Here is a 21,704-nt window from a genome sequence, read left to right as displayed (position 1 = left end):
ACATGGTCGCTGTGCCTGCGGTGCCGACGCGCAGCCGGGAGTGGACGCCGGTGCTGACCGGTCTCCGCGCCGACCTGCTGGACTGCGTACAGGTGAACCTGGCCGCGCTGGCGGACCGGGCCTACGGGCCCGGGTCGCACCTGGCGCTCGGCGCCGCCCTGCGGTTCGACACCGTCGTGGGGCCCGCCGGTACGCCGGCGGTGACCGCGTCGGTCGAGCAGCGGCTCACCGAGGCAGCCGACCTGCTCGGCCTGCGGGTCACCCGGCGCTGGGACGACGTGCCCGGCGCGCGGCTGCGCGAGCTGCTCGCGGAGCACTCGCCGCTCTACGTGGTCGCCGACGCGTTCACCATGTGCTGGCTGCCGTACGCCGGCAACCAGCACATGGAACACAGCTTCCTGCTGGTCGACGCTGGCGAACAGTGCGTGGTGGTCGACGGCTACCACAACTCCACGCAGTGGGGCGACGCGCGACCGGGAACGTGGCGGATGTCGGCCGCGGACTTCGACGCCGCGGTGCCCCGGGCGACCGCGATGACCGTCGCCGCCGACGGCGCCCCGGTGCTCGACCGGGCGGCGGTCCTGCGCGACAACGCCGCCGCGCTGCGCGCCGGGGCGGACCGGATCGAGGACTACCTGGCGGCGGTCCGACGGCGGGCGGACGAGGCGGAGGCGGCGGCCCAGCTGGTGCTCGACGTGTGGCTGCTCGGCCGGTCCCGCGCACTGCACGCCGCCTGGCTGGCCGGCGACCCGGCCACCGCCGACGCGGCGCGCGAGGCCGCCGGTCGCGCCGACGCCTGGCTCGCCCTGGCCGGGCAGAGCTACGTGGCGATGCGCCGGGTCCGCCGGGGCGGCGTCTTCCCCACCCCCGTCCTCGACCAGCTCGACGGCCTGCTGCGCGACGACGTGGCGCTCGCCGGTCGGCTCGCCGACGCCGGACCGGTGCCGCCGCCGCAGGACGGGCCGGCCGCCGACCCGGGCCGGATCCGCGCGGTGCTCGCCGACGAGGTGCGCGCCGTGCTCGGCGTGGGCCCGGAGGTGCCGGTCGAGGGGCGTCCACTGCGGACGCTGTCCGGCTTCAACTCGTTCCGGCTGGTCGAGGTGATCGAGCGGGCGGAGGCCCGCCTGGGGGTGGAGCTGGACCCGGACGACCTCACCGGGCCGGCCCTGCACGACCTCGACTCGCTGGGCGCCGTGTTCGACCGGGCCCGCCCGGCGGCGCAGGGGGTGTCGGGCCGGTGACCGGGCTGCTGCACGACCTGCTGGATCGTACCGCGACCGCCCGGCCGGAGGCGCCGGCGGTCGCCCACGGCGACCTGGTGCAGACCTACGGGGAGCTGGACGCGGCCAGCCGGCGGCTCGCCGGTTGGCTGGCCGGGCGGGGTGTCCGCCGGGGCGAACGCGTGGTCCTCTGCCTGCCCACCGACCCGCTGGTGCCCGCCCTGCTGTACGCCTGCTCCCGGGCGGGTGCCGTGTTCAGCGTGGTCAACGACCAGTCCCCCGCGATCGCCCTGGCGCACGTGCTGACCGACGCGGAGCCGGCGCTGCTCGTCACCGACAGCCCCCGGGCGCTGGCCGTGGCCGCCGATCACGGGGTGCCGACCGTCGGCACGGCGGAGCTGCGCGGCGTCGTACGGGACGGCCCGGACGCCGAGCCGGCGGCTTCCCCGCTGGCCGTCGACCCGGTCTGCCTGATCTACACCTCCGGCAGCACCGGCATGCCGAAGGCGGTGGTGTCCACCCACGCGCAGGTGGTCTTCGCCGTCGGGGCCATCGCCTCCCAGCTCGCCTACCGGGCCGACGACGTCGTGTGGTGCGCGCTGCCGCTCTCCTTCGACTACGGCATGTACCAGATCTTCCTCAGCACCCTCGCCGGCGCCCGGCTGCACCTGGCCGCCACCGCCGACACCGGCCCGACGCTGCCCCGGCACCTGGTCACCAGCGGCGCGACCGTGCTGCCCGCCGTGCCCGCGCTCGCCCGGGGCCTGGCCCGGATGCTGTCCCGTCCGGGCGCGACCGTGCCCGCGCTGCGCCTGCTCACCAACACCGGCGCCGCGATGCCGCCCGAGGTCCTGCGCGACCTGCGCGCCCGGATCCCCACCCTGCGCGTACAGCTGATGTTCGGGCTCACCGAGTGCAAGCGGGCGGCGATCATGCCGGTGGACGAGGACCTGCGCCGGCCCGGCGCCTCCGGGCGGGCCCTGCCGGGCACCGAGATCCTGATCGTCGACGCGGACGGCGCGGCGGTGCCGCCCGGCACCGTCGGCGAGATCGTGGTCCGGGGCCCGCACGTGATGGCCGGCTACTGGCGTCGCCCGGAACTCACCGCGCAGCGCTTCCCCCGCGTCGAGGGGCTCTTCCCCCAGCTGCGCACGGGCGACCACGGCTGGCTCGACGCCGACGGCTACCTCTACTTCGTCGGCCGGCGCGACGACATCTACAAGGAACGCGGCATCCGCGTCAGCGTCACCGAGGTCGAGGCCGCGGCGTACCGGATACCGCAGGTGCAGGCCGCCGCCGTGCTGCCGCCCCGCGCCGAGGACGGCGGCGACTCGGCCACCCTGTTCGCGGTGACCGAGCTGACCGCGCCGGAGGTGCTCGCCGCGCTGCGTACCGAACTCGACGAGATCAAGACGCCCCGGACCTGCCTCGTCGTGCCGGAGATCCCGCTGACGCGCAACGGCAAGGTCGACCGGGCCGAGCTGTACCGGATGTGGTCGGAGCGCGCCCGTGTCTGAGCTGGCGGAACTCTTCGACCGGCCGGACGCGCCGGAGACCCCCGCGTACCTCTACGACACCGACGAGCTGGCCCGCTCGTACGCGGCGCTGCGGGCCGCCCTGCCCGGGCCAGCCGAGCTGTTCTACTCGCTCAAGGCCAACCCGCACCCGACGGTGGTCGCCGACCTGACCGCCGCCGGGTGCCGGGCCGAGGTCTGCTCCCCCGGCGAGCTGCGCGTCGCGCTGGCGGCCGGGTGCGACCCGGCCGAGGTCCTCTACACCGGCCCGGGCAAGCGGGACGTCGACCTGGTCGAGGCCGTACGGGCCGGGGTCGGGCTCTTCTCCGTCGACTCGCCGTACGGGCTGGACCAGCTCGACCGGGTGGCCCGCGGGCACGGCGTCGAGGCACGCGCGCTGGTGCGGATCAACGACGACACCCCGGCCCCCGGGCAGGGGCTCACCATGACCGGTGTCGCCTCGCAGTTCGGCGCGGACGTGCGCTGGGTGCTGGACCGGCCCGAGCTGTTCGGGCCACGCCGGAACGTGTCCCCGGTCGGGTTCCACCTCTACATGGGCAGCAACGTCGACGGCGAGGACGCCCTGGTCGCCCAGTTCACCCAGTCCGTCGACACCGTACGGCGGCTGGCGGCGGCGACCGGGATACAGCCGGAGCTGATCGACCTGGGCGGCGGCTTCGGTGCGCCCTTCGCGCGGGCCGGCGACCGGCCGGACCTGCCGAAGCTTGCGGACCGGCTGACGGCGTTGCTGACCGACGCCTTCCCGGGCTGGCCGGAGCGCGGGCCGGGGGTGGCCTTCGAGTCGGGCCGGTACCTGGTCGGCACCTGCGGGACGCTGGTCACCCGGGTCCTGGACGTGAAGCGGTCGCAGGGCGCCACCGTGGTGGTGCTGGAGTCGGGCATCCACCACCTCGGCGGGATGTCCGGCCTGCGCCGGCTGCCGCCGATCGTGCCGGACCTGCTGACCGTGGACGCGGCGGCCGGCCCGCCGGTGCCCGGGACCATCGTCACCGGGCCGCTGTGCACGCCGCTGGACACGTGGGCCCGCGCCGCCGCCCTCCCGCCTCTGGTCCCGGGCCAGCTGGTCGCCGTGCCCAACGTGGGCGCGTACGGCCTCTACGCCAGCCTGGTGGCCTTCCTCGCCCATCCCACGCCGGTCGAGGTCACCGTCGCCGGGGGCCGGATCACCGGCGTGACCCGGCTGGAGCTCACCCGGCACACCGTCATCGGCAGCGACAGGGGTTGATCTGACAATGGACGCCGCTTTTCCGGACCTGCTCAAGCCGTTCCTCAAGTACGCGGGAACGCAGCCCATCACCGCCGAGGCCTCGCTCAACGAGCTGGGCCTGGACTCGATGCGCGCGATCGAGCTGCTGTTCACCATCGAGGACACCTACGGGGTGTCCATGCCCGACGAGCTGCTGACCGACAGCACCTTCGCCACCGCGGGCAGCCTGTGGAACACCATCGAGTCGCTGCGGGGGCGGGCGGCGTGAGCACCGCGACCGGCCACGAGGCCGCGCTGGAGGAGGTGCTGGCCGCCGCCGCCGCGCACGCGGAGCAGGCGGACGAGACGGCGGAGTTCCCCACGGCGGCGCTGGACGCGATGCGGGCCACCGGCCTGCTCGGCCTGCTGGTGCCGGCGGAGCACGGCGGCGGGGGCGGCGGGCTCGACGACCTCGTCGACGTGACGCTGCGGCTGGCCCGGGTGGACATGTCCGTCGCGTTGATCTTCGCGATGCACTGCCAGCAGGTCGTGGCGGTGGTCCGGCACGCCGACGGCCCGTTCGCCGAACGGCTCCTGCCGGAGCTCGGCAAGGGCGACGTCTACCTCGCCTCGGTGACCACCGAACGCGGCAAGGGCGGGCACCTGCTCAGCTCGGAGTCGACGGTCCGGCAGGACGCCGGGACCCTGACGATCGACCGGGACGCCCCCATCGTGACCGGCGGCCAGCACGCCGACGCGTACCTCATCACCACGCTGGCGCCGGACGCCACCTCGCCCACCCAGGTCTCCCTGGTGTACGCCCGCCGCGACCAACTCACGCTGGAGGTGCGCGGCGGCTGGCAGCCGCTCGGGATGCGGGCCACCCAGAGCGTGCCGATGCGGCTGACCGGGCGGGTGCCGGCCGACCAGGTGATCGGCGCCCCCGGGAAGTTCCGCGAGATCGTCGCCCCCACCTTCGGCCCGCTGGCACACATCGGCTGGTCGGCGGCGTGGCTCGGCGCGGCCACCGGCGCGCTGTCGCGGATCCTGCACCACATCCGCGACGCCGGGCGGGGCCAGTTCGATCCCTCCTCCGAGCTGCTGCTGACCCGGCTGGCCCGCGTCCGGGGCCGGCTCGACCTGGTCAACGCCCTGCTGCGGCACACCGTCGCGGCCGTGCAGGGCACTCCCGACGTGGCCGACCCGTCGACCCAGCTGCTGGTCAACTCCCTGAAGGTGCACGCCGCCGAGCAGTGCTTCGCCGCCGCCGACGAGATGGTGGAGCTGGTCGGCCTGCGGCACGGTTACCTCAGGTCGTCGCCGCTGTACCTGGAGCGGGTCTTCCGGGACCTCCGCTCCGCCTCGCTGAACTACGCCAACGACCGGCTGCTGCTGGTCAACGGGGCGCTGACCCTGCGGGACCGGCAGGTGCACCTTGCCTGAGCTGCGGACGGCACCGGCGGCCCCTGCGGCGCCCGGCCCCGCGACCCCCGGCCCGGAGGCGCCCGGCGCCGATGTGGCCGCGCGTACCGAGGCGGCGCTGCGCGGGCTGGCCACCCCCGCCGACGCCCGGGCCGTCTGGCGGGCGCTCGGCGGGCACGGCCTGCTGCGTGACCTCGCACCGGCTGGGCTGCCGGGGCTGCTCGGCACCCTCGACGCGCACTGCCCGGTCGGGGTGGTGCTGTCGGTCTGCGTCCAGGTCGCCAGCGCCCTGCCCGTCCTGCGCGAACAGGTCGACGCGGGGCCGGCGGACGGGCCGGTGCGGGCCGCGTACCTCGACGCGGTCGCCGGGCGCGCGACGCTCGCGCTGGCCGCGACGGACCGCGACGGCGCCGGCTCCGACCTGATGGAGCTGGGCACGACGGTACGCATCGACGACCGGTCGCTGGTGCTCGACGGCGGGAAGCGGTGGATCACCAACGCCCGCACCGCCGCGTACGCGCTCGTGCTGGCCCGGCACCGCCCGCAGCGCCACTTCACCAGCTTCGTGTGGGTCCTGGTGCCCACCGACGCCCCCGGCGTGCGGGTGTCCGCCACCCGGGGCACCCCGCTGAGCGGCGCCGGCCTGGGCGACCTGCACTTCGACCAGGTACGCCTGGACCGGTCGTACCTGGTCGGCCGCCCCGGCCGCGGCATGGTCAGCTTCGCCCGGCACATCGCCACGGAACGCTTCGCCGGCGGCGTGTGGGCCGCCGCGATGTGCCGGCGCGTGCTCGCCGAGACCCACCGTCGACTCGTCGAGCGTCCCCTCGGCGCCGGCCGGGCCTGGGACAACCCGGCGGTCCGGGAGCGGTTCGCCCGATGCGTGGTGGAGGCCTGGCGGATCGAGGCCGCCTGCGACGCCCACCGGGCGAGCACCGAGCCCCTGGTGACCAGCATGCTGCTGAAGGTCTCGGTGGCGCAGGGCCTGGACGTGGTGCTCGGCGAGTGCGCCGCCCTGCTCGGCGCGGAGGCGTACGCCGAGGGCGGGCTGGCGCAGCTGCGGGCCGCCGCCGGCATGTTCGCCACCGCCGGCGGCGCCACCGGGGCGATGCTGGCCGGGATCGCCGAGCACGTGCCCGACCTGCTCCGGGACCGGCCGTGGTGACGGCGCGGCAGCGGGCGGCGCTGGTCTGCCGGGCGCGACCGCGCCGGGCCACGGCGGGCCACCACGGCGGCGTCGTCCGGCTGCGGCTGGGCGCCCGGGTGCGGGTGGCGGTGGCCGGGCAGCGGCTGCTCGCCCACCTCCCGCCGGCCCCGTCCGACCTGGCTACCGTCGGCGACCTCCCCGCCGGACCACGCGCCGAGCGGCTGGCCGCGCGGGCGCTGCTGCGCCTGCTGCTCGCCGCCGAGCTGGGCCGGACGGCCGGTGCCACGCCGATCGCCGCCCACGACGGCGGCCAGCCCCACCTGCCCGAGTGGCCGGGGGTCAGCGTCAGCCTGTCCCACGACGCCGGGACGGTGGCCGCCGCGCTCGGGCGGGGCGTACCGGTCGGCGTCGACGTCCAGGTGCCCGTGCCCGCGCCGCCGGCCCTGCTGCGCCGCTGCTGCGCCCCGGCGGTCCGCACCGCCCTGGACCAGCTGCCCGAGCCGGCGCGGGACCGCGAGTTCGCCTGGATCTGGACGGTGCAGGAGGCGTGCGTGAAGGCGACCGGAGCCGGCCTCGCCGGCCGGCCCTGGGCCATCGCGGTGCCGGCGGGACGACGCACGGGCCGCTGGGCCGACCTGCGGTGGGTGAGCCTGCGCGGGCACACCCGGGTCCCGGCGAGCGTGGCGTACGGGGTGGGTGCGCGATGACCGTCCCGGACCCCCGGTTCGCCGGGCTGAGCTGCTACACCGCCAACCTGGCCGGCTACCAGGCCGGCGAGTTCGCCGACACCCCCGACCGCTTCGCCGACTCGGTACGCGTCGCGGTGCGCACGGACCTGCCGGTGGGCGGGCTCGCCTTCTCCCACCACCGGGTGCCGCTGGACCGGCTGCCGGACGGCACCCGGCTGGCGTGGGCCACCGCCCCGGTCGACGACGTCGTCGACCGCGTCGACGCGGAACTGCGGCGCCACGGGCGGGTGCTGGTGGTCGCCGACAACGCGGCGCTGCCCTGGTCCCCCTCGACCGACGGCACCGGGCACGCGCCGCACTGGCTGCTGGTCGACGACCGGCGCGGCGACGACTGGCACGTGGTCGACGGGTTCAGCGGGCTGCTGCCCGCCGGCGAGCAGGAGCCGTACGCGGGCTGGCTCGGCACCGCCGGCCTGCTCGCCGCGATGACCCCGCCGCCGTCGTGGCGCCCGGAACAGGACCGGCGCAACGCGCTGGCCTTCGGCTTCTGGCTGCCCCCGCCGGCCGGCGCGCAGCCGCAGTGGCTGGTCCGTACGGGTGCCGCCGGGGACGAGCCGGAGCTGCCGGGCGACTGGTTGCTCGACGACGACGCGGCCCTGGAGTTCCTCCGCGACCACGTCGTCGCGCACCCGGAGGCGGCCGGGTCGCACCTCGACGACCTCTGGGCCGTCGCGCAGCACCGGACGTTCCGGTACCGCCACCTCGGCGACGACGAGGCGGCGCGGGCCTGGGCGGACCTGCCCCGGGCGCTGCGCTTCGCGGTGGAGTCGGCCCGCCGGGGGCGCCCCCGGTCCGCGCTGGTGCGGACCACCTTCGACCACCTGCGGCAGCTGGAACGAGACCGGTCGACCACCCCAGCGCCGGCGGCGGAACGCCCGCACCGGCAGACCTTGTGAAGGATGTGCGATGCAGACCCGTACCCTCTACGACTGGTTCCGTACGTCGGCCCGGCAGCACCCGGACAACGTGGCGATCGAGGTCGCCTCGGACGCACTGACCTACGCCGAGTTGCGGGCCGCGGCCGGGCGGTTGTCGGCCGCCATGCAGCGGGTGCCGGGGCGGCCGCCCCGACGGGTCGGGCTGCTCACCTCCCGCAGCCTCGTCGGCTACATCGCCTACCTGGCCGCCCTGCGGCTGGGCGCGACGGTGGTGCCGCTAAATCCCGCCAACCCGGCGGCCCGCAACCTCGCCATCACCGACGAGGCGGACCTCGACCTCGTCATGGTCGACGACACCTCCGGCGACGGGCTGGCCGAGTTCCGCGCGCAGACCACCGTGCGGGTCCTCGACCTGACCGGTGAAGGCTGGCGCCGGTTCCTCGCCCCGGGCGACGCGACGGAGATCCCGCCGGCCGTGGAGCGGGGCCGCGACGACTTCGCGTACATCATCTTCACCAGCGGGACCACCGGGAAGCCCAAGGGCGTGCCGGCGACCCACGCCAACGTCGACTCGTTCCTCACCGAGGTGATCAAGCGGTACCGGTTCCGGCCCGAGTCGCGGGTCTCGCAGACCTTCGAGATGTGCTTCGACGGCTCGATCCTGGCGATGTTCGGCGCGTGGGGCACCGGGGCCACCCTGTGCGTGGCCCAGCGCGGGGACGTGCTGACGCCGGTGCGCTTCATCAACACGAAGCGGCTCACGCACTGGCTGTCGGTGCCGTCGCTGATCTCGTTCGCCAAGCGGCTGCGGGCCCTGGCGCCGGAGAGCATGCCGACCCTGCGGCTGAGTTCCTTCGGCGGGGAGCCGCTCACCATCGAGCAGGTCAACGACTGGACGGCCGCCGCGCCGAACACCGCCGTGATCAACTGCTACGGCCCCACCGAGACCACGGTCATCGTCACCGCGTACGAGGTGCCCGCCGACCCGGCCGCGCGGATCGAGTCGTCGAACCGCTCGGTGCCGATCGGGGACATCTACCCGCACCTCGACTACGTGCTGCTCGACGAGGACCTGCGCCCGTGCGACGACGGCGAGCTGTGCGTCCGCGGCGAGCAGCGCTTCCCCGGCTACCTGGACCCGGCCGAGAACGCGGGCCGCTTCGTCTCCTTCGACGGCGAGCGGGGCCGCCTCTACGACGGCACCGGGCCGTTGACCGCCGAGCACTGGTACCGCACCGGCGACCGGGTCCGCCGCGAGTTCGGCGAACTGGTGCACCAGGGCCGCATCGACCACCAGGTGAAGGTGCGCGGCAACCGCGTCGAGCTGGCCGAGATCGAGGCCGCGCTGCGCGCCCACGCGGACGTGGTGGAGGCGGTGGTGCTCACCGTCGCCGGCGACGACGGGGAGCTGGACCTGCACGCCGTCTACACGGGCGCGTCGCTGGCCGACGACGACCTCACCCGGCTGGTGGGGCACCTGCCGCCGTACATGCGGCCACGGGCGTTCCACCACCGGGCGGAGATCCCGCTGACCGAGGTGGACAAGGTCGACCGCAAGCGGTTGACCTCCGAGCTGCTCGCCACCCGTGGCTGAGCAGGGCGCGGGGGCCGCCCCCGGGCCGGTCCCGGCCACCGCGATGCAGGAGGCCCTGTGGTGGGTGCACCAGCGGGCCCGCGACCGGTCCGTCTACCACCTCACCTGGCGGCTCGGGGTGGACGACCCACTCGACGAGGCGGCGCTGGCCGTCGCGTGGCAGGCGATGGTCGACCGGCACGAGGCGCTGCGGACCTCGGTGGTGCGGCAGGGGGACGCCGTCACGCTGGTGGTGACGCCCCGCGTCGCCGTCGGCCTGCACCGGCTGGAGGTGGACGACCCGGGGGACGCCGACCCGGGCACCCTGCTGCGGCTCGTCGCCGAGGAGGTGCACGTCGCGCCGGTGGACCCGGCGGCGGCACCGCTGGCCCGGATCACCCTGGTCCGGGTCGGCGACCGGCACGAGGTGCTGCTGACCGTGCACCACATGGTGCTCGACGGCTGGGCGGTCCAGCTGCTCGTCGGCGAGCTGTCCGAGGCGTACGCGGCCGTGCGGGAGGGGCGTGCCGTGAGTTTCCCGGCCGACCCGGTGCCGTTCAGCACGTACGCCCGGGAGCAGGCCGCTGCCCGCGCGGACGGCCGGTGGGACAAGAGCCTGGCGTACTGGTGCGACGCGCTCGCCGGCGCCGCCTCCGCCGTCCTGGAACCCGACCTGCCGGGCGGGGTGATCAGCGGCGCACCCGGCGCGATCCTGCGCTACGGCTTCAGCGCCGAGGCGGGCGCCGGGATCACGGCCCTGGCCAAGGCCACCTTCGCCACCCCGTTCGCGATCATCCTCGCCGCGGCGCAACTCGTGCTCGCCCGGGCCGGCGCCGGGTCGGACGTGGCGGTGGGCGTGGTGACCGCGAACCGGATGACCACCCGCGACCAGGCGCTGCTCGGCTACACCGCGAACCTCTGCGTGGCCCGGGCCAGGGTCGCCGAGGCGGACACCGTCGCCGCGGTGGTGGGCGCCGCCCGGGACGGCATGTGGCAGATGCTGACCCATCAGGCGGTGCCGTATCCGGTGGTGTTCGGGGCGCTGCCCGAGCAGACCCGGGCGGCCCTCGGCGACCCCGCGCCGCTGCTGCTGAGCTACCTCGGCCCGATCGGCACCGACCTGCGGATCGGGGCGGTCCCGGCGACGCTGCTGCCCAGCCCGAACCGGGCCGCCCGGGCCGACGTGGCGATGTCCGTCTGGGAGGCCGACGGCGGCTACCTCGCCGAGGTCGAGTACCACACCGGACGCTACCGGGAGAGCAGCGTGCTGGCGCTGCTGCACGACCTGGACGCGGTGCTGGCCGACGGCGGCGCGGAGCCGCAGCGTACGGTCGGTTCGTTCGAGGTCGCGACCCGCGCCCGCGCCGGCCGCGCGGCCCCGACCGCCGCGGACCGCGATCCGGCGGCCGGCCCGCTGCCCGAGTCGGCGGACTGGCGCCAGGTCGTCGCCGCCTGGACCGACGTGCTCGGCGCCCCGCCGGTGGGGCCGGACGTCGACTTCTTCGCCGCCGGCGGCAACTCGCTGAGCGCCCTGCGCCTCGTGGACGCGCTGGCCGCCGACGGGAGGCCGGCGGTGGACGTCGTGCGGTGGCTGGGCGAGCCGACCCCCCAGCGGCTGACCGGCCTGCTGGGCGGCGGCGGCTCCGAGCCGGTCCCGGCGGAGTCGACGCTGGTGCGGCTGCGGGACGGCTCGGGCCCGCACCTGCACCTGGTGCACGGCGCCGGGGGCAGCCCGCAGGACTACCAGGACCTGCTGGCGGAGCTGCCGGAGCACTGGCGGGTGACGGCGTCCCGCGACAGCGCGCAACTGCCGACGGTGCCGGAGCTGGCCCGCCGCTACCGGGCCGACCTGGACGCCGCCGGCCTGGTCCCGGACCTGCTCGGCGGGTGGTCGTTCGGCGGTCAGGTCGCCTACCAGATGGCCGCCGACCAGGTCGGGCGGCGTTCGGCGCTGGTGCTGCTGGATTCCGCCCCGCCGGTCGGGTACGAGCTGCCGGCCGACGACGTCCGGCAACGCTTCGACACCTTCACGGAGAACGTCCACCGGGCCCTCGGCCTGGAGCCGGACGCCCCGAGGCCCCGGGTCACGGGCGGCGCGGAGCCGGGCGGCTTCGACGAGCGGCTGGCGGTCGGCGCGCTCGCGGCCTGCCTGGCGGCCGTCCGGCAGCCCGTGCCGACGGCGCTGCTGGCGCACCGGTGGCACAGCTACGAGCGCCACCTGCGGGCCAGTGCCGGGTACGTCCACGACGGCCCGGTCGACACCCCCGCGCTGGTGATCGGCGCGGACCTGCTCGACGCGCAGCTCGCCCAGTGGGCGGCCCGCGTCGGGGCGGCCCGGTCCCACCGCATCGGCACCGACCACTTCGGAGTGCTGCACTCCGCCGCCGTGGCGCAGGTAGCGGCGGCCGTCATCGATTTCGCGCGCGTCGCGGCGGCACGAGGTTAACCAAGGAGGATCCGTGTTCGACTCGAGAGTCTTGTACCAGGAACTGCGGGAGCACGTGGAGCGCGAGGTGGCGCCGGACGACATCGCCACGGCCCGCCGCGACTTCTCGTACCTGGGGCACGCGAAGGTCTCCTTCGTCGCCCCCGACAGCGTCAAGAAGGCGGTCGCCGACGAGGTCAACGAGCTGATCGACAAGGCGGGCACGCGACGGGACCTGCGGTTCGCCGAGACCGACTACACGCCGCGCCGGATGCGCAACGTGACGCGGGCCGAGATCGCCGACCTGGGCACCGTGATCAGCGGGATCTACACGGCGGAGCCGATCCTGCGGGTGCTGTCGGAGGTGGCCGGCGAGCCGGTGCACCCGTGCCCGTACGAGCCGGAGCAGTTCGTCATCACCTGCCTGGAGAAGGACGGCGACACCCACGGCTGGCACTGGGACGACTTCACCTTCGCCCTGGTCTGGGTGGTGGAGTGCCCGCCGGTGGAGCACGGCGGCTTCGTCCAGTGCGTGCCCGGCACCACCTGGAACAAGAAGCGTCCGGAGATCAACCGTGCGCTGGTCAGCCGCCCCATCTACTCGATGGAGCTGTTCCCCGGCGACCTGTACCTGATGCGGACCAACACCACGCTGCACCGGGTCGCCCCGGTCCGCCAGGGTCGCCGCAAGATCATCAACATGGGGTACGCCTCCACGTCCGACCTGACCCGCGACTTCACCCACGAAACCATGGACCAGCTGTGGGCCACCGCGCCCGCCGGAGAGGTGTGACCGTCATGTCGTCTCGGAACAACATCGCCCCCCAGCACATCGTGCTCGCCTTCTCCGGCGGGCTCGACACCTCGGTGGCCCTGGTCTGGCTCAAGGAGCGCTACCGCTGCCGGCTGACCGCGTTCATCGCGGACCTCGGGCAGGGCGAGGAGCTGGACACCGCCGCCCGCAAGGCCGAGAAGCTCGGCGCGGACGAGGTGCGGGTGGTCGACCTGCGCGAGGAGTTCGCCCGGGACTACGCCTTCCCGATGTACCGGGCCAACGCCCTCTACGAGGGGCAGTACCTGATGGGCTCCTCCATCGGCCGGCCGCTGATCGCCGCCGCGCAGGTGCGGGTGGCCGAGGAGGTCGGCGCCGACGCCGTGGCCCACGGGGCCACCGGCAAGGGCAACGACCAGATCCGCTTCGAGATGACCTTCGCCGCGCTGCGCCCCGACCTCACGGTGATCAGCCCGTGGCGGGAGTGGGACCTCGCCTCCCGCAGCGACCTGCTCGCCTACGCCGGACGGCACGGCATCGAGCTGGACCTGAGCAGTGGCGAGCGGCCGTACTCCATCGACAGCAACCTGCTGCACACCTCGTACGAGGGCGAGGCGCTGGAGGACCCGGCGCAGCCCGCGCCGGAGGGCCTGCTGTTCCGGGTGCGCGACATCGCCGACACCCCGGACGAGCCCGAGACCGTCGAGATCCACTTCCAGGGCGGCAACCCGGTCGGCGTCAACGGGACGCCCCTGTCGGCGAGCGCCGTGCTGGAGGCGCTCGACGAGATCGGCCGCCGGCACGGGATCGGCCGCCTCGACATCGTGGAGAACCGGATCTTCGGCATGAAGACCCGCAACATCTACGAGGCGCCGTCGGGCAGCCTCCTCTGGCACGCCCACCGGGCGGTGGAGTCGCTGGTGCTCGACCCGGAGGTGGCGCAGCTCAAGGAGGAGCTGATGCCGAAGTACACCGCCCTGGTCTACCGGGGCCTGTGGTTCGCCCCCGAGCGGCTGATGTTGCAGACGGCCATCGACTTCAGCCAGCAGGACGTCACCGGCGACGCGATCCTGCGGGTGCACCGGGGCACCGTCCAGGTGATCGGCCGCCGCTCCCCGCACAGCCGCTACGACACCGCGTTCGCCACCTTCGAGGCGGACGACGTGTTCGACCAGCGCGACTCCTCCGGCTGGCTGCGGGTCAACACCGTCCGCTTCCGGGCCGGGCGGGCCAACGGGACGGCGAAGCCGTGAGGATCGTCTTCTTCGGCTACGGCGAGCTGGGCGCCACCGTGCTGCGGGGCATCGCCCCGCACCACGAGGTGCTGCTCGTGCTGACCCACCGGGCCGAGTTCAGCGGCCTCGGCGAGCCGGACGTGGAGCTGGCCGCAGCCGAACTGGGCCTGCCGGTGCGCTACTCGGCCACCGCCCGCGAGCCCGACCTGCACGAGCAGTTGCGCGACCTCGCGCCGGAGGTCATCGTCTCCACCAACTGGCGGACCCGGGTGCCGGCGGAGGTGCTGCGCATCCCGGAACGCGGCGCGGTCAACACGCACGACGCGCTGCTGCCCGCGTACGCGGGGTTCGGCGCGGTCAACTGGGCGATCCGCAACGGCGAGGAGGAGACCGGCCTCACCGTGCACTACATGGCGGAGGAGCTGGACACCGGACCGGTGATCACGCAGACCCGCGTGAAGATCGGCCCGTACGACACCGCCGGGCAGATCCTGGACCGGCTCCTCGCGGAGTACGTGCCGGTCACGCTCCAGGCGTTGGACCGGGTCGCCGAGGGGCACCGGGGCGAGCCGCAGCCGCCCGAGGGGGCGTCGTTCTACCACCGGATCGGGGTCGAGGACACCCGGATCGACTGGCGGGACAGCGCCACCACGATCTGCAACCTGGTACGCGGCCAGTCGGACCCGTTCGTCAACGCGTGGACGACGCACCGCGGGCTCCGGCTCTGGGTCAAGGCCGCCACCCGGCCGACCCGGGCGCACGGCGGCACGCCCGGCCGGATCGTCAAGGCCGACTACGGCGGCGTGGTCGTCGCCAGCGGCGGCCCGGGCGACGGCGACGACCGTGGGGTGGTGCTGCTCCAGGTCAGCACCGAGACCGGCCCACCCGTGCGCGCCCTCGACTACTTCACCACCTTCGGCGAGTACCTTCACTGACACGGTGACCGGGGGCGCCGGTCATCGCGCTACGACGATGACGGGAGAGGTCGGATGATCGGTCGACTGCACTCGGTGGTGCTGGACTGTCCGGACGCCGAGAAGTTGGCGGAGTTCTACGTCGAGCTGACCGGCCTGGAATGGGCCGACAGCGACGGGTACTGGGTGACGTTGAAGGGCCCGGACGGGCATCCCCGCCTCTGCCTCCAGAGCGTCGCCGACTACCAGCCGCCGCAGTGGCCGGATCCGACCTTCCCGCAGCAGGCCCACCTCGACGTGGAGGTGGACGACATCCAGGAGGCCGAGCAGGCCGTGCTCCGGCTGGGTGCCACCCTGCTGCGCGGCGGCGGGAGCCGCAACCACGGCTTCCGGGTCTACGCCGACCCGGTGGGGCACCCGTTCTGCCTGGTGTGGGGTCAGGACTGACGCCATGACCAACCAGGACCAGGCGGTGGAGTTCCGCCGTACCGCGGGCGCGTTCGCCACCGGCGTCGGCATCGTCAGCAGCGTGCACGACGACATCCCGCTGGCGATGACGGTCAACTCGTTCACCACCGTGTCGCTGCACCCCACCCTGGTCCTGACCTGCCTGAAGCACCGGAGTCGACTGCTCGCCCAGATTCGCGACTCCGGCATCTTCGCGGTCACCGTGCTGGCGGCGGACCAACGGGACGTCGCCCGTTGGTTCGCCGACGCCCGGCGGCCCTCCGGCGCGGCCGCGTTCGCCGGCGTCCGGGTGCACCGGGCGCCGGCGACCGGCTGCCTCGTGTTCAGCGAGGGACTGGCCTACTTCGACTGCCGGGTACGCGACCTCTCCGACCAGGGCGACCACTCGGTGGTCATCGGGGAGGCGGTCTCCTACGGCGCCCTGCACCCGACCAAGGCGCCGCTGCTCTACCTGCACGGGTCGTACCGGTCGATCGCGGCGGCGCCCTCGGCGGCGTCCGCCGCGTAGCGGGTGGGGGCGGCCACCCGCCCCCACCAGGTGGCGTCGGCCGGTCACGTCGTCACCGGCTCACCCCGATGCCGTACGCGCGCATCCAGGTGTCGATCTCCAGCAGCGGCAGCACCAGGTGGGCCGCGTTGACGTGCGTCATCGTCCGGCTCCCCGACTCGATCAGCGCGCGGACGCGGTCGGGGTCGAACAGGCCGTGCAGCGGCGAGGTCTCGTCGACGACGAGTTTGTTGACCGCGCCCAGCACCGCGGCGTCGTACCGGGGGTCGTGCATCGCCGGGTAGGCGCTCTTCCGCCGCCGCAGGACCTCCTCCGGCACCAGGTCGGCGACGGCCATCCGCAACAGGCTCTTCTCCCTGCCGTCGGCCTTCTTCATCGACCAGGGCGTGTTCCACACGTACTGCAACAGCCGGTGGTCGCAGAACGGGACCCGGACCTCCAGGCCCGAGGCCATGCTCAGCCGGTCCTTGCGCTCCAGCAGCACGGACAGCGGCCCCTGGAGGCTGAGATAGAGCGCCTCCCGTACGCGCGCCTCCGCCGGGTCCTCGCCCGGCAACCGCGGTACGGCGGCGCAGAGCTGGCGGTAGTGGTCGCGCTCCAGCTCGTCGGGCCGGATCCGCCTGAGCACGTCGGGTGCCAGGCACTCCCACAGCCGTGGTGCGTCGCCCAGCCACGGGAACGTGTCCGTGCTGAGGGTGGCGGGATCGTGGAACCACGGATACCCGCCGAAGACCTCGTCGGCCGCCTCGCCGGAGAGCAGGACGCGGGCGTCGGTGCGCTCCCGCACCCCCGCGAAGAGCAAATACATCGAGGCGTCGAACTGGCCGCTGATCGGCCGGTCCATGGCCCGCATGGCCAACGGGCGCGCGTCCGCGACCGCCGCGGACGACAGCGCGACCACCGTGTGGTCCGTACCGATCCGCTCGCTCGCGATGCGCACGTAGGGCGCGTCCCGTTCGGGCCGCAGGACGGTCGGGCGGAACGACGCCTCGTCCTCGGGGAAGTCCACCGAGAAGGTGGCCAGCCTGCCCTCGCCGCGTGCTCCGAAGGCGCGCGCGGCGATCGCGGTGGTGGCCGTGGAGTCCAGCCCGCCGGAGAGCAGCGTGGCGATCGGCACGTCGGCGACCAACTGCTGGTGCACCACCTCGTGGAGCAGGTCCCGCACGTTCCCCACGGTCGTGGGCAGGTCGTCGGTGTGCGGATCGGTGGTGAGCCGCCAGTAGCACTCCTGCCGTACGCCCGCGAGGTCCACCGTCACCACGTGCCCCGGCTTCACCTCGTGCAGCCCCCGCAGCGGGGTCTGGCCCGGCAGCGCGAGCCGCCGGTTCAGCAGGACCGGCAGCAGCGCCTCGTCCACCGCCGGGCGGAACACCGGGTTGGCGAAGATGGCCTTCGGCTCGGACGCGAAGAGCACGCCGTGCGGCAGTGGCGCGTAGAAGAGGGGCTTGATGCCGAGCCGGTCGCGGATCAGCACGAGTTGCTGCCTCGGCGCGTCCCACACGGCGAAGGCGAACATGCCGACGAGTCGCTCGGCGCAGGCCGGACCCCACTCCCGGTAGGCGTGCAGCACGACCTCAGTGTCGGAGCGCTCGACGAAGACGTGCCCGCGTCGTTGCAGCTCGGCGCGCAGCTCCCTGAAGTTGTAGACCTCGCCGCTGTAGGTGAGGACGGTCGCGGCGTCGGGCGCGACCATCGGCTGGCGGCCACCGACGAGGTCGATGATGGCCAACCGGCGGTGCCCCAGCGCGACGTGCCGGTCGACCCACACGCCATGGTCGTCGGGGCCGCGCTGGCGCATCGTCCCGGTCATCTCCCGGATCAGCTCGACGTCCTCCCCGAGGTCACGGGTGAAGTCGAGCCAGCCGACGATTCCGCACATTTTCCCTCTCCCCAGAAGTCACGCGGCCGCGGTCCGAGTCAGACTCTTCGCTCGGCGCATCGGTTTGCTCAGCGATGGAACGAGACACGTCGCGACGACGGCCACCGACGTCACCATCGCGACCCGCAACCCGAACCGGTCGCCGACGACGCCGGCGACGACCGCCCCCACCGGCATGACGCCCCAGGTGACGAACCGGTGCACCGCCGTGGCGCGGGTCGACATGTGGTCGGGGGTCACGAGGTGGCGGATGGTCAACGCGTTGGTCTTGAAGGCCCCCGAGCCCGCCCCGTAGACGAACGTGCCGACGCTGATCATCACGGCGGCGTACTCGCCGAACGCGCAGACCGTGGTGACGAGTCCCGCCACGATCGGCACGCTCACGATCCCGAGGGTCGGCCCGATGCCGAACCGCCGGGTCAGCCACCGGGCCAGCAGCGTGCCCACCGGGAAGCCGGCTCCGCCGAGGCCGACCGCGAGGCCGAAGACGGCCGGGGACAGGTGCAGGTGGTTGACCGCGAAGATCGCCACCATGGCCATGTACATCGCGATGCCGAGGTTGTAGACCAGGCCGGACGCCATGATCAGGCGCAGCAGCGGCTGCTGGAGCACGAACCGGATCCCGGCGCCGACCTCCTGCCAGACCGGTTTGCGGTCCACGACGGGCACCGGCGCCGCACGGTGGCGGATCAGCAGCAACGTGACCATGCTGACGAGGAACGTCAGGGAGTCGGCGAGCATCGCCCGCACCGCTCCGGTCAGGCCCACCACGAGGCCCGCCAGACCCGGCCCCAGCAGCAACGCCATCGACTCGGAGAGGGTCAGCCGCGTGTTGGCCGCGTGCAGCCGGTCGCTGTCGGCGATCAGCAACGGCGCGTACGACTGGTAGGCGATCTGGAAGAAGACGCTGCACACGCCCGTCACCAACGCGGCCACCACCAGGTGCGCGAAGCTCAGCACCCCGGCGAAGCCGGCGAGCGGCACCGACAGCACGGCCAGCGCGCGGATCCCGTCCGCACCGATCATCGACCGGCGCAGACCCACCCGCGCCACCCAGACGCCGGCGGGCAGCCCGATCAACAGGTACGGCAGCTTCACCGCCGCCGCCAGCAGGCCGACGTCGAACGCGCTGGCGCCCAGCGCCTGCGTCGCCGCCAACGGCAGCGCGAGCATCAGGATCTGGTCGCCGACCAGGCTGACGCTCTGGCCGCCCCACAGCCACCGGAAGTCGCGCCAGCCCTGCTTCGCGTCCTCGCGTCCCCGTACGTCGACACTCATGACCGGGCACCTCCCGGTCGACACCGCGCCACGGTCATCGGTCGGCCGCTCCCAACAGACAGCCGAGCATGGCGCCGCTCTTCACGGTGACCGCGCCCGGCCCCGTGGCCGTGTCGAACCGCATGAGACAGCCGGTGGGCACGGCGCCGACGCAGAACGGGCTGATCACCGGGTTGGCGAGCACCTCGTCGGTGCGACCGGACTCGTCCAGCATCACCCGCACCGGGCGCCGGACGGGGGTGACGAGTTCCTGCGCCACGTAGTACTCGGATTCCGTGCCGGTACGCACCAGCTCGGCCCAACGCTCCGGCTCGGTGGTCGCGCCGAAGAACACCTCCAGCGACGACAGTCCCGCCGCGCCCTTGAGCACGAAGTGCTCCTGCCGCTCGACGAGCAGCCGGGGCAGCTCGTACGCGCGCCCCCGCCAGTGCACCCGGCGCTCCCCCAGCACCCTGCTCCACGGCACGAAGCGCCGTACGAGCTCCCGGTCCTGCTCCGACATCCACGGCAGGCCCTCGGACAGCCAGGCCAGGACCTTCTTCGAGTCGACGAGCCGGGAGGTCTGCGACGGCACCGCGTGCATCCCGCCCTTGATGGCGGTCAGCAGCGGCGTCACGTCCCAGCCGAGCTGCCCCGCCTCGTCCTCGCAGAACTGGACGACGCCGAGCAGGTCGGTCGGCCGGATCTCGTCGAGCAGGTGCGGCAGTCGCGCGAAGCGGGCGGGCAGGCCGTGCTCGCCCAGCAGCTGGACCTGCATGTCGTTGACCCGGCCACGCTTGCCGGGGTCCTCCAGCGTCCCGATCAACAGGGCGCCGGCCGGGAGGCTCAGCTCGGCGCAGGTTCTCCTGAGCAGCTCGGCGAAGAGCGCGAAGATGTCCTCGCCCGCGAGCGGCGGCAGCCCCGCCGCCGAGCGGACGCGGTGCCAGGCGCGGCGCTGCTGCTCGAACTGCACCATGCCGCCGATGCCGGCGCCCACGTTGAGTTCGACGAAGCGCGGGCCGTCCTCGCCGATGACGACGTCGGCGCGGACCACGTCACCGGTGTGCCGCAGCTCGAACGCCTCGTCCTGGTTCGCCCGCTGGTATTCGGCCGGGTCGACCCTCAGCGCGGCCATCCGGCCCGCCAGGTCCGGCGCCAGGCGCAGCACCGTCTGGTGCGACAGCTCGACCAGGCGCCGGGTGGCCGCCAGCAGCTCCCGGTACGCGCCGAGTGGCACGACGACGGGCTCGGCCGCGATCGGGAAGCCACCCATGGGAATGTCCCGCATGTGCTCGGCGAGGATCTCGGCCACCCGCGCCGACGGCAGTCCGCTGAATGTCATGCGATGACGCTCCTCGTCGACGATCCTTCGGGTACGGGTGCGAGAAACTCGTCGAGGTCGACGTGGCGGGCGCGCCGCACGCCGGGAGAGTTCGCGGGGTAGTCGAGCCGTGGGGGCCGTTGCGCGTCGTGGAAGTAGACGGCCTCCAGGAAGCCCTGCGCCGTCTCCGCCACGAACGGGTTCGCCACCAGGAAGTCGCGCACCGCCGGGGTGTCCCGTCGGACCCGCAGCCACAACCGCTTGCCGCCGAAGTGGTTGGGCGGCAGGACCACGCGCGTGCCGATGAGGCGCTTCGACTGGTACGTGCCCTTGCTGAGGAAGGGCTCCGTCCCCTGGAAGTCGAGCTGACGCACCCCGTTGGCCGCCGCCCACTCGATGAGCAGGACGTTCATCGCCTTGATCGCGCCGTTCGAGTAGTGCACGTCGGCGCCGTCGCGCACTCCCACCAGCCGCGACGTCAGCACGCCGGTCGTGGGGTTCCAGTGGCACATCCGCCCGGCGATGCGCTCGCCGTCCTCGGTGAGCACGAACAGCCGGCCGGTGCGGAACAGGCATTCGTACGCCGACTCCCTGGATTCCGTGCGTTGCCGGGTGCCGTGCCGGTTGCGCATGGTGGCGCTGTAGTAGTGGTCGTAGAAGTGGTCGAACCACGCGGCGTCCCGCACGATCTCGCCGCTCCACCGGTGTCGACGCGAGTTCTTGCGGAAGTTGCGTCGCTGGTTCTTCGAGATCCGGCCGAGCACCGCCTCCGCGTCGTCGTCGAAGTCCACCACGAAGTGCACGCGCATCGGCAGGACCAGCGACGCGTCGGTGGGCATGCGCCGGGCCCGCGCCGCACTCGTGCCGAGGATCGTGATGTCGGCGTCCGGCAGCCGGTCGGCCGACCTGAGGTCACGGCCCCGCAGTGCGGCGGGGCGGCGCACCGCCGTACGCTCCCCGTCCGCGCCGCGGCGCTGTTCGGTGAAGTCGAGCGTGTACGCCAGGCCCTCCGGCAGCCCGGAGTACGAGATCGACAGGCCGCCGAGATCCGAGCGCACGGCGGGGAACCGGGCCCAGTCCCTGGTGTCCCAGGCGACCCGGGCCCTGGTCAGCAGCGGATGCCCGCTGTTGCGCCAGTGGTAGCCGGCGTGCAGGCGCAGCCGTCGAAGGAGGGGGACGCGGGCCGGCGCGATCGTCTCAGACACTGGATCGGTT

Annotated in this window: 19 protein-coding genes; 15 read left to right on the top strand and 4 right to left on the bottom strand. The window is 74.0% G+C overall.

Features of this window, described 5'->3' with window-relative positions:
• Positions 1 to 2 precede the first annotated feature (2 nt).
• Genes CLT72_RS26025 through CLT72_RS25955 form a run of 15 tightly spaced genes read left to right on the top strand, consistent with a single transcriptional unit; the run spans position 3 to position 16,032 of the window.
• On the top strand, positions 3 to 1,241 hold the full coding sequence (locus CLT72_RS26025; protein WP_101414004.1) for an acyl carrier protein: 1,239 nt from the start codon (positions 3 to 5) through the stop codon (positions 1,239 to 1,241).
• On the top strand, positions 1,238 to 2,737 hold the full coding sequence (locus tag CLT72_RS26020) for a class I adenylate-forming enzyme family protein (RefSeq protein WP_101414003.1): 1,500 nt from the start codon (positions 1,238 to 1,240) through the stop codon (positions 2,735 to 2,737). Before CLT72_RS26025 ends, CLT72_RS26020 begins: the two co-directional genes overlap by 4 nt.
• On the top strand, positions 2,730 to 3,980 hold the full coding sequence (locus CLT72_RS26015) for a type III PLP-dependent enzyme (protein WP_101414002.1): 1,251 nt from the start codon (positions 2,730 to 2,732) through the stop codon (positions 3,978 to 3,980). The genes CLT72_RS26020 and CLT72_RS26015 overlap by 8 nt, the downstream gene beginning before the upstream one ends.
• Positions 3,981 to 3,987: 7 nt before the next feature.
• Positions 3,988 to 4,230, top strand: coding sequence for a phosphopantetheine-binding protein (locus tag CLT72_RS26010; RefSeq protein WP_089002193.1), 243 nt, complete (start codon positions 3,988 to 3,990; stop codon positions 4,228 to 4,230).
• Positions 4,227 to 5,384, top strand: a complete 1,158-nt coding sequence (locus CLT72_RS26005; protein WP_101414001.1) for an acyl-CoA dehydrogenase family protein — start codon at positions 4,227 to 4,229, stop codon at positions 5,382 to 5,384. Before CLT72_RS26010 ends, CLT72_RS26005 begins: the two co-directional genes overlap by 4 nt.
• A complete protein-coding gene (locus CLT72_RS26000; protein WP_101414000.1) occupies positions 5,377 to 6,528 on the top strand; it encodes an acyl-CoA dehydrogenase family protein in 1,152 nt (383 codons plus the stop codon). The genes CLT72_RS26005 and CLT72_RS26000 overlap by 8 nt, the downstream gene beginning before the upstream one ends.
• Positions 6,522 to 7,217, top strand: coding sequence for a 4'-phosphopantetheinyl transferase family protein (locus tag CLT72_RS25995; RefSeq protein ID WP_101413999.1), 696 nt, complete (start codon positions 6,522 to 6,524; stop codon positions 7,215 to 7,217). The genes CLT72_RS26000 and CLT72_RS25995 overlap by 7 nt, the downstream gene beginning before the upstream one ends.
• Positions 7,214 to 8,155 (top strand): hypothetical protein, encoded by a 942-nt coding sequence (locus CLT72_RS25990; protein ID WP_101413998.1) that lies wholly within the window; start codon positions 7,214 to 7,216, stop codon positions 8,153 to 8,155. Before CLT72_RS25995 ends, CLT72_RS25990 begins: the two co-directional genes overlap by 4 nt.
• 10 nt (positions 8,156 to 8,165) lie before the next feature.
• Positions 8,166 to 9,731: an amino acid adenylation domain-containing protein gene (locus tag CLT72_RS25985; RefSeq protein WP_101413997.1), complete on the top strand. Its 1,566-nt coding sequence runs from the start codon at positions 8,166 to 8,168 to the stop codon at positions 9,729 to 9,731.
• Positions 9,724 to 12,156, top strand: coding sequence for a condensation domain-containing protein (locus tag CLT72_RS25980; protein WP_199184648.1), 2,433 nt, complete (start codon positions 9,724 to 9,726; stop codon positions 12,154 to 12,156). Before CLT72_RS25985 ends, CLT72_RS25980 begins: the two co-directional genes overlap by 8 nt.
• 13 nt (positions 12,157 to 12,169) lie before the next feature.
• The gene (locus tag CLT72_RS25975; RefSeq protein WP_089002198.1) at positions 12,170 to 12,928 is read left to right on the top strand and encodes a HalD/BesD family halogenase; all 759 of its coding nucleotides are present in this window, start codon (positions 12,170 to 12,172) and stop codon (positions 12,926 to 12,928) included.
• A 5-nt stretch (positions 12,929 to 12,933) separates the two neighbouring features.
• Positions 12,934 to 14,160 (top strand): argininosuccinate synthase, encoded by a 1,227-nt coding sequence (locus CLT72_RS25970; RefSeq protein WP_101415396.1) that lies wholly within the window; start codon positions 12,934 to 12,936, stop codon positions 14,158 to 14,160.
• Positions 14,157 to 15,077, top strand: a complete 921-nt coding sequence (locus tag CLT72_RS25965; protein ID WP_101413996.1) for a methionyl-tRNA formyltransferase — start codon at positions 14,157 to 14,159, stop codon at positions 15,075 to 15,077. Before CLT72_RS25970 ends, CLT72_RS25965 begins: the two co-directional genes overlap by 4 nt.
• Before the next feature lie 54 nt (positions 15,078 to 15,131).
• Positions 15,132 to 15,503, top strand: a complete 372-nt coding sequence (locus CLT72_RS25960) for a VOC family protein (RefSeq protein WP_101413995.1) — start codon at positions 15,132 to 15,134, stop codon at positions 15,501 to 15,503.
• A 4-nt stretch (positions 15,504 to 15,507) separates the two neighbouring features.
• A complete protein-coding gene (locus CLT72_RS25955) occupies positions 15,508 to 16,032 on the top strand; it encodes a flavin reductase family protein (protein WP_089002201.1) in 525 nt (174 codons plus the stop codon).
• Positions 16,033 to 16,084: 52 nt separating this feature from the next.
• Here CLT72_RS25955 and asnB read toward each other — a convergent pair whose 3' ends face one another.
• Genes asnB through CLT72_RS25935 form a run of 4 tightly spaced genes read right to left on the bottom strand, consistent with a single transcriptional unit; the run spans position 16,085 to position 21,694 of the window.
• Positions 16,085 to 17,911 carry an asparagine synthase (glutamine-hydrolyzing) gene (gene asnB, locus CLT72_RS25950; protein WP_101413994.1) on the bottom strand — a complete coding sequence of 609 codons (1,827 nt, stop codon included), beginning with the start codon at positions 17,909 to 17,911 and terminating at the stop codon, positions 16,085 to 16,087.
• Between the two features lie 18 nt (positions 17,912 to 17,929).
• On the bottom strand, positions 17,930 to 19,189 hold the full coding sequence (locus CLT72_RS25945; RefSeq protein ID WP_101413993.1) for an MFS transporter: 1,260 nt from the start codon (positions 19,187 to 19,189) through the stop codon (positions 17,930 to 17,932).
• A 34-nt stretch (positions 19,190 to 19,223) separates the two neighbouring features.
• Entirely contained in the window at positions 19,224 to 20,510 is a 1,287-nt protein-coding gene (locus tag CLT72_RS25940) for a hypothetical protein (RefSeq protein ID WP_101413992.1), read from the bottom strand.
• The gene (locus CLT72_RS25935) at positions 20,507 to 21,694 is read right to left on the bottom strand and encodes a GNAT family N-acetyltransferase (RefSeq protein ID WP_101413991.1); all 1,188 of its coding nucleotides are present in this window, start codon (positions 21,692 to 21,694) and stop codon (positions 20,507 to 20,509) included. Before CLT72_RS25935 ends, CLT72_RS25940 begins: the two co-directional genes overlap by 4 nt.
• Between the last annotated feature and the right edge of the window lie 10 nt (positions 21,695 to 21,704).

The sequence above is a fragment of the Micromonospora sp. CNZ309 genome (assembly GCF_002846525.1).
The sequence above is the reverse complement of the archived record's forward strand: the minus strand, read 5'-3'. Positions and strand labels throughout refer to the sequence as shown.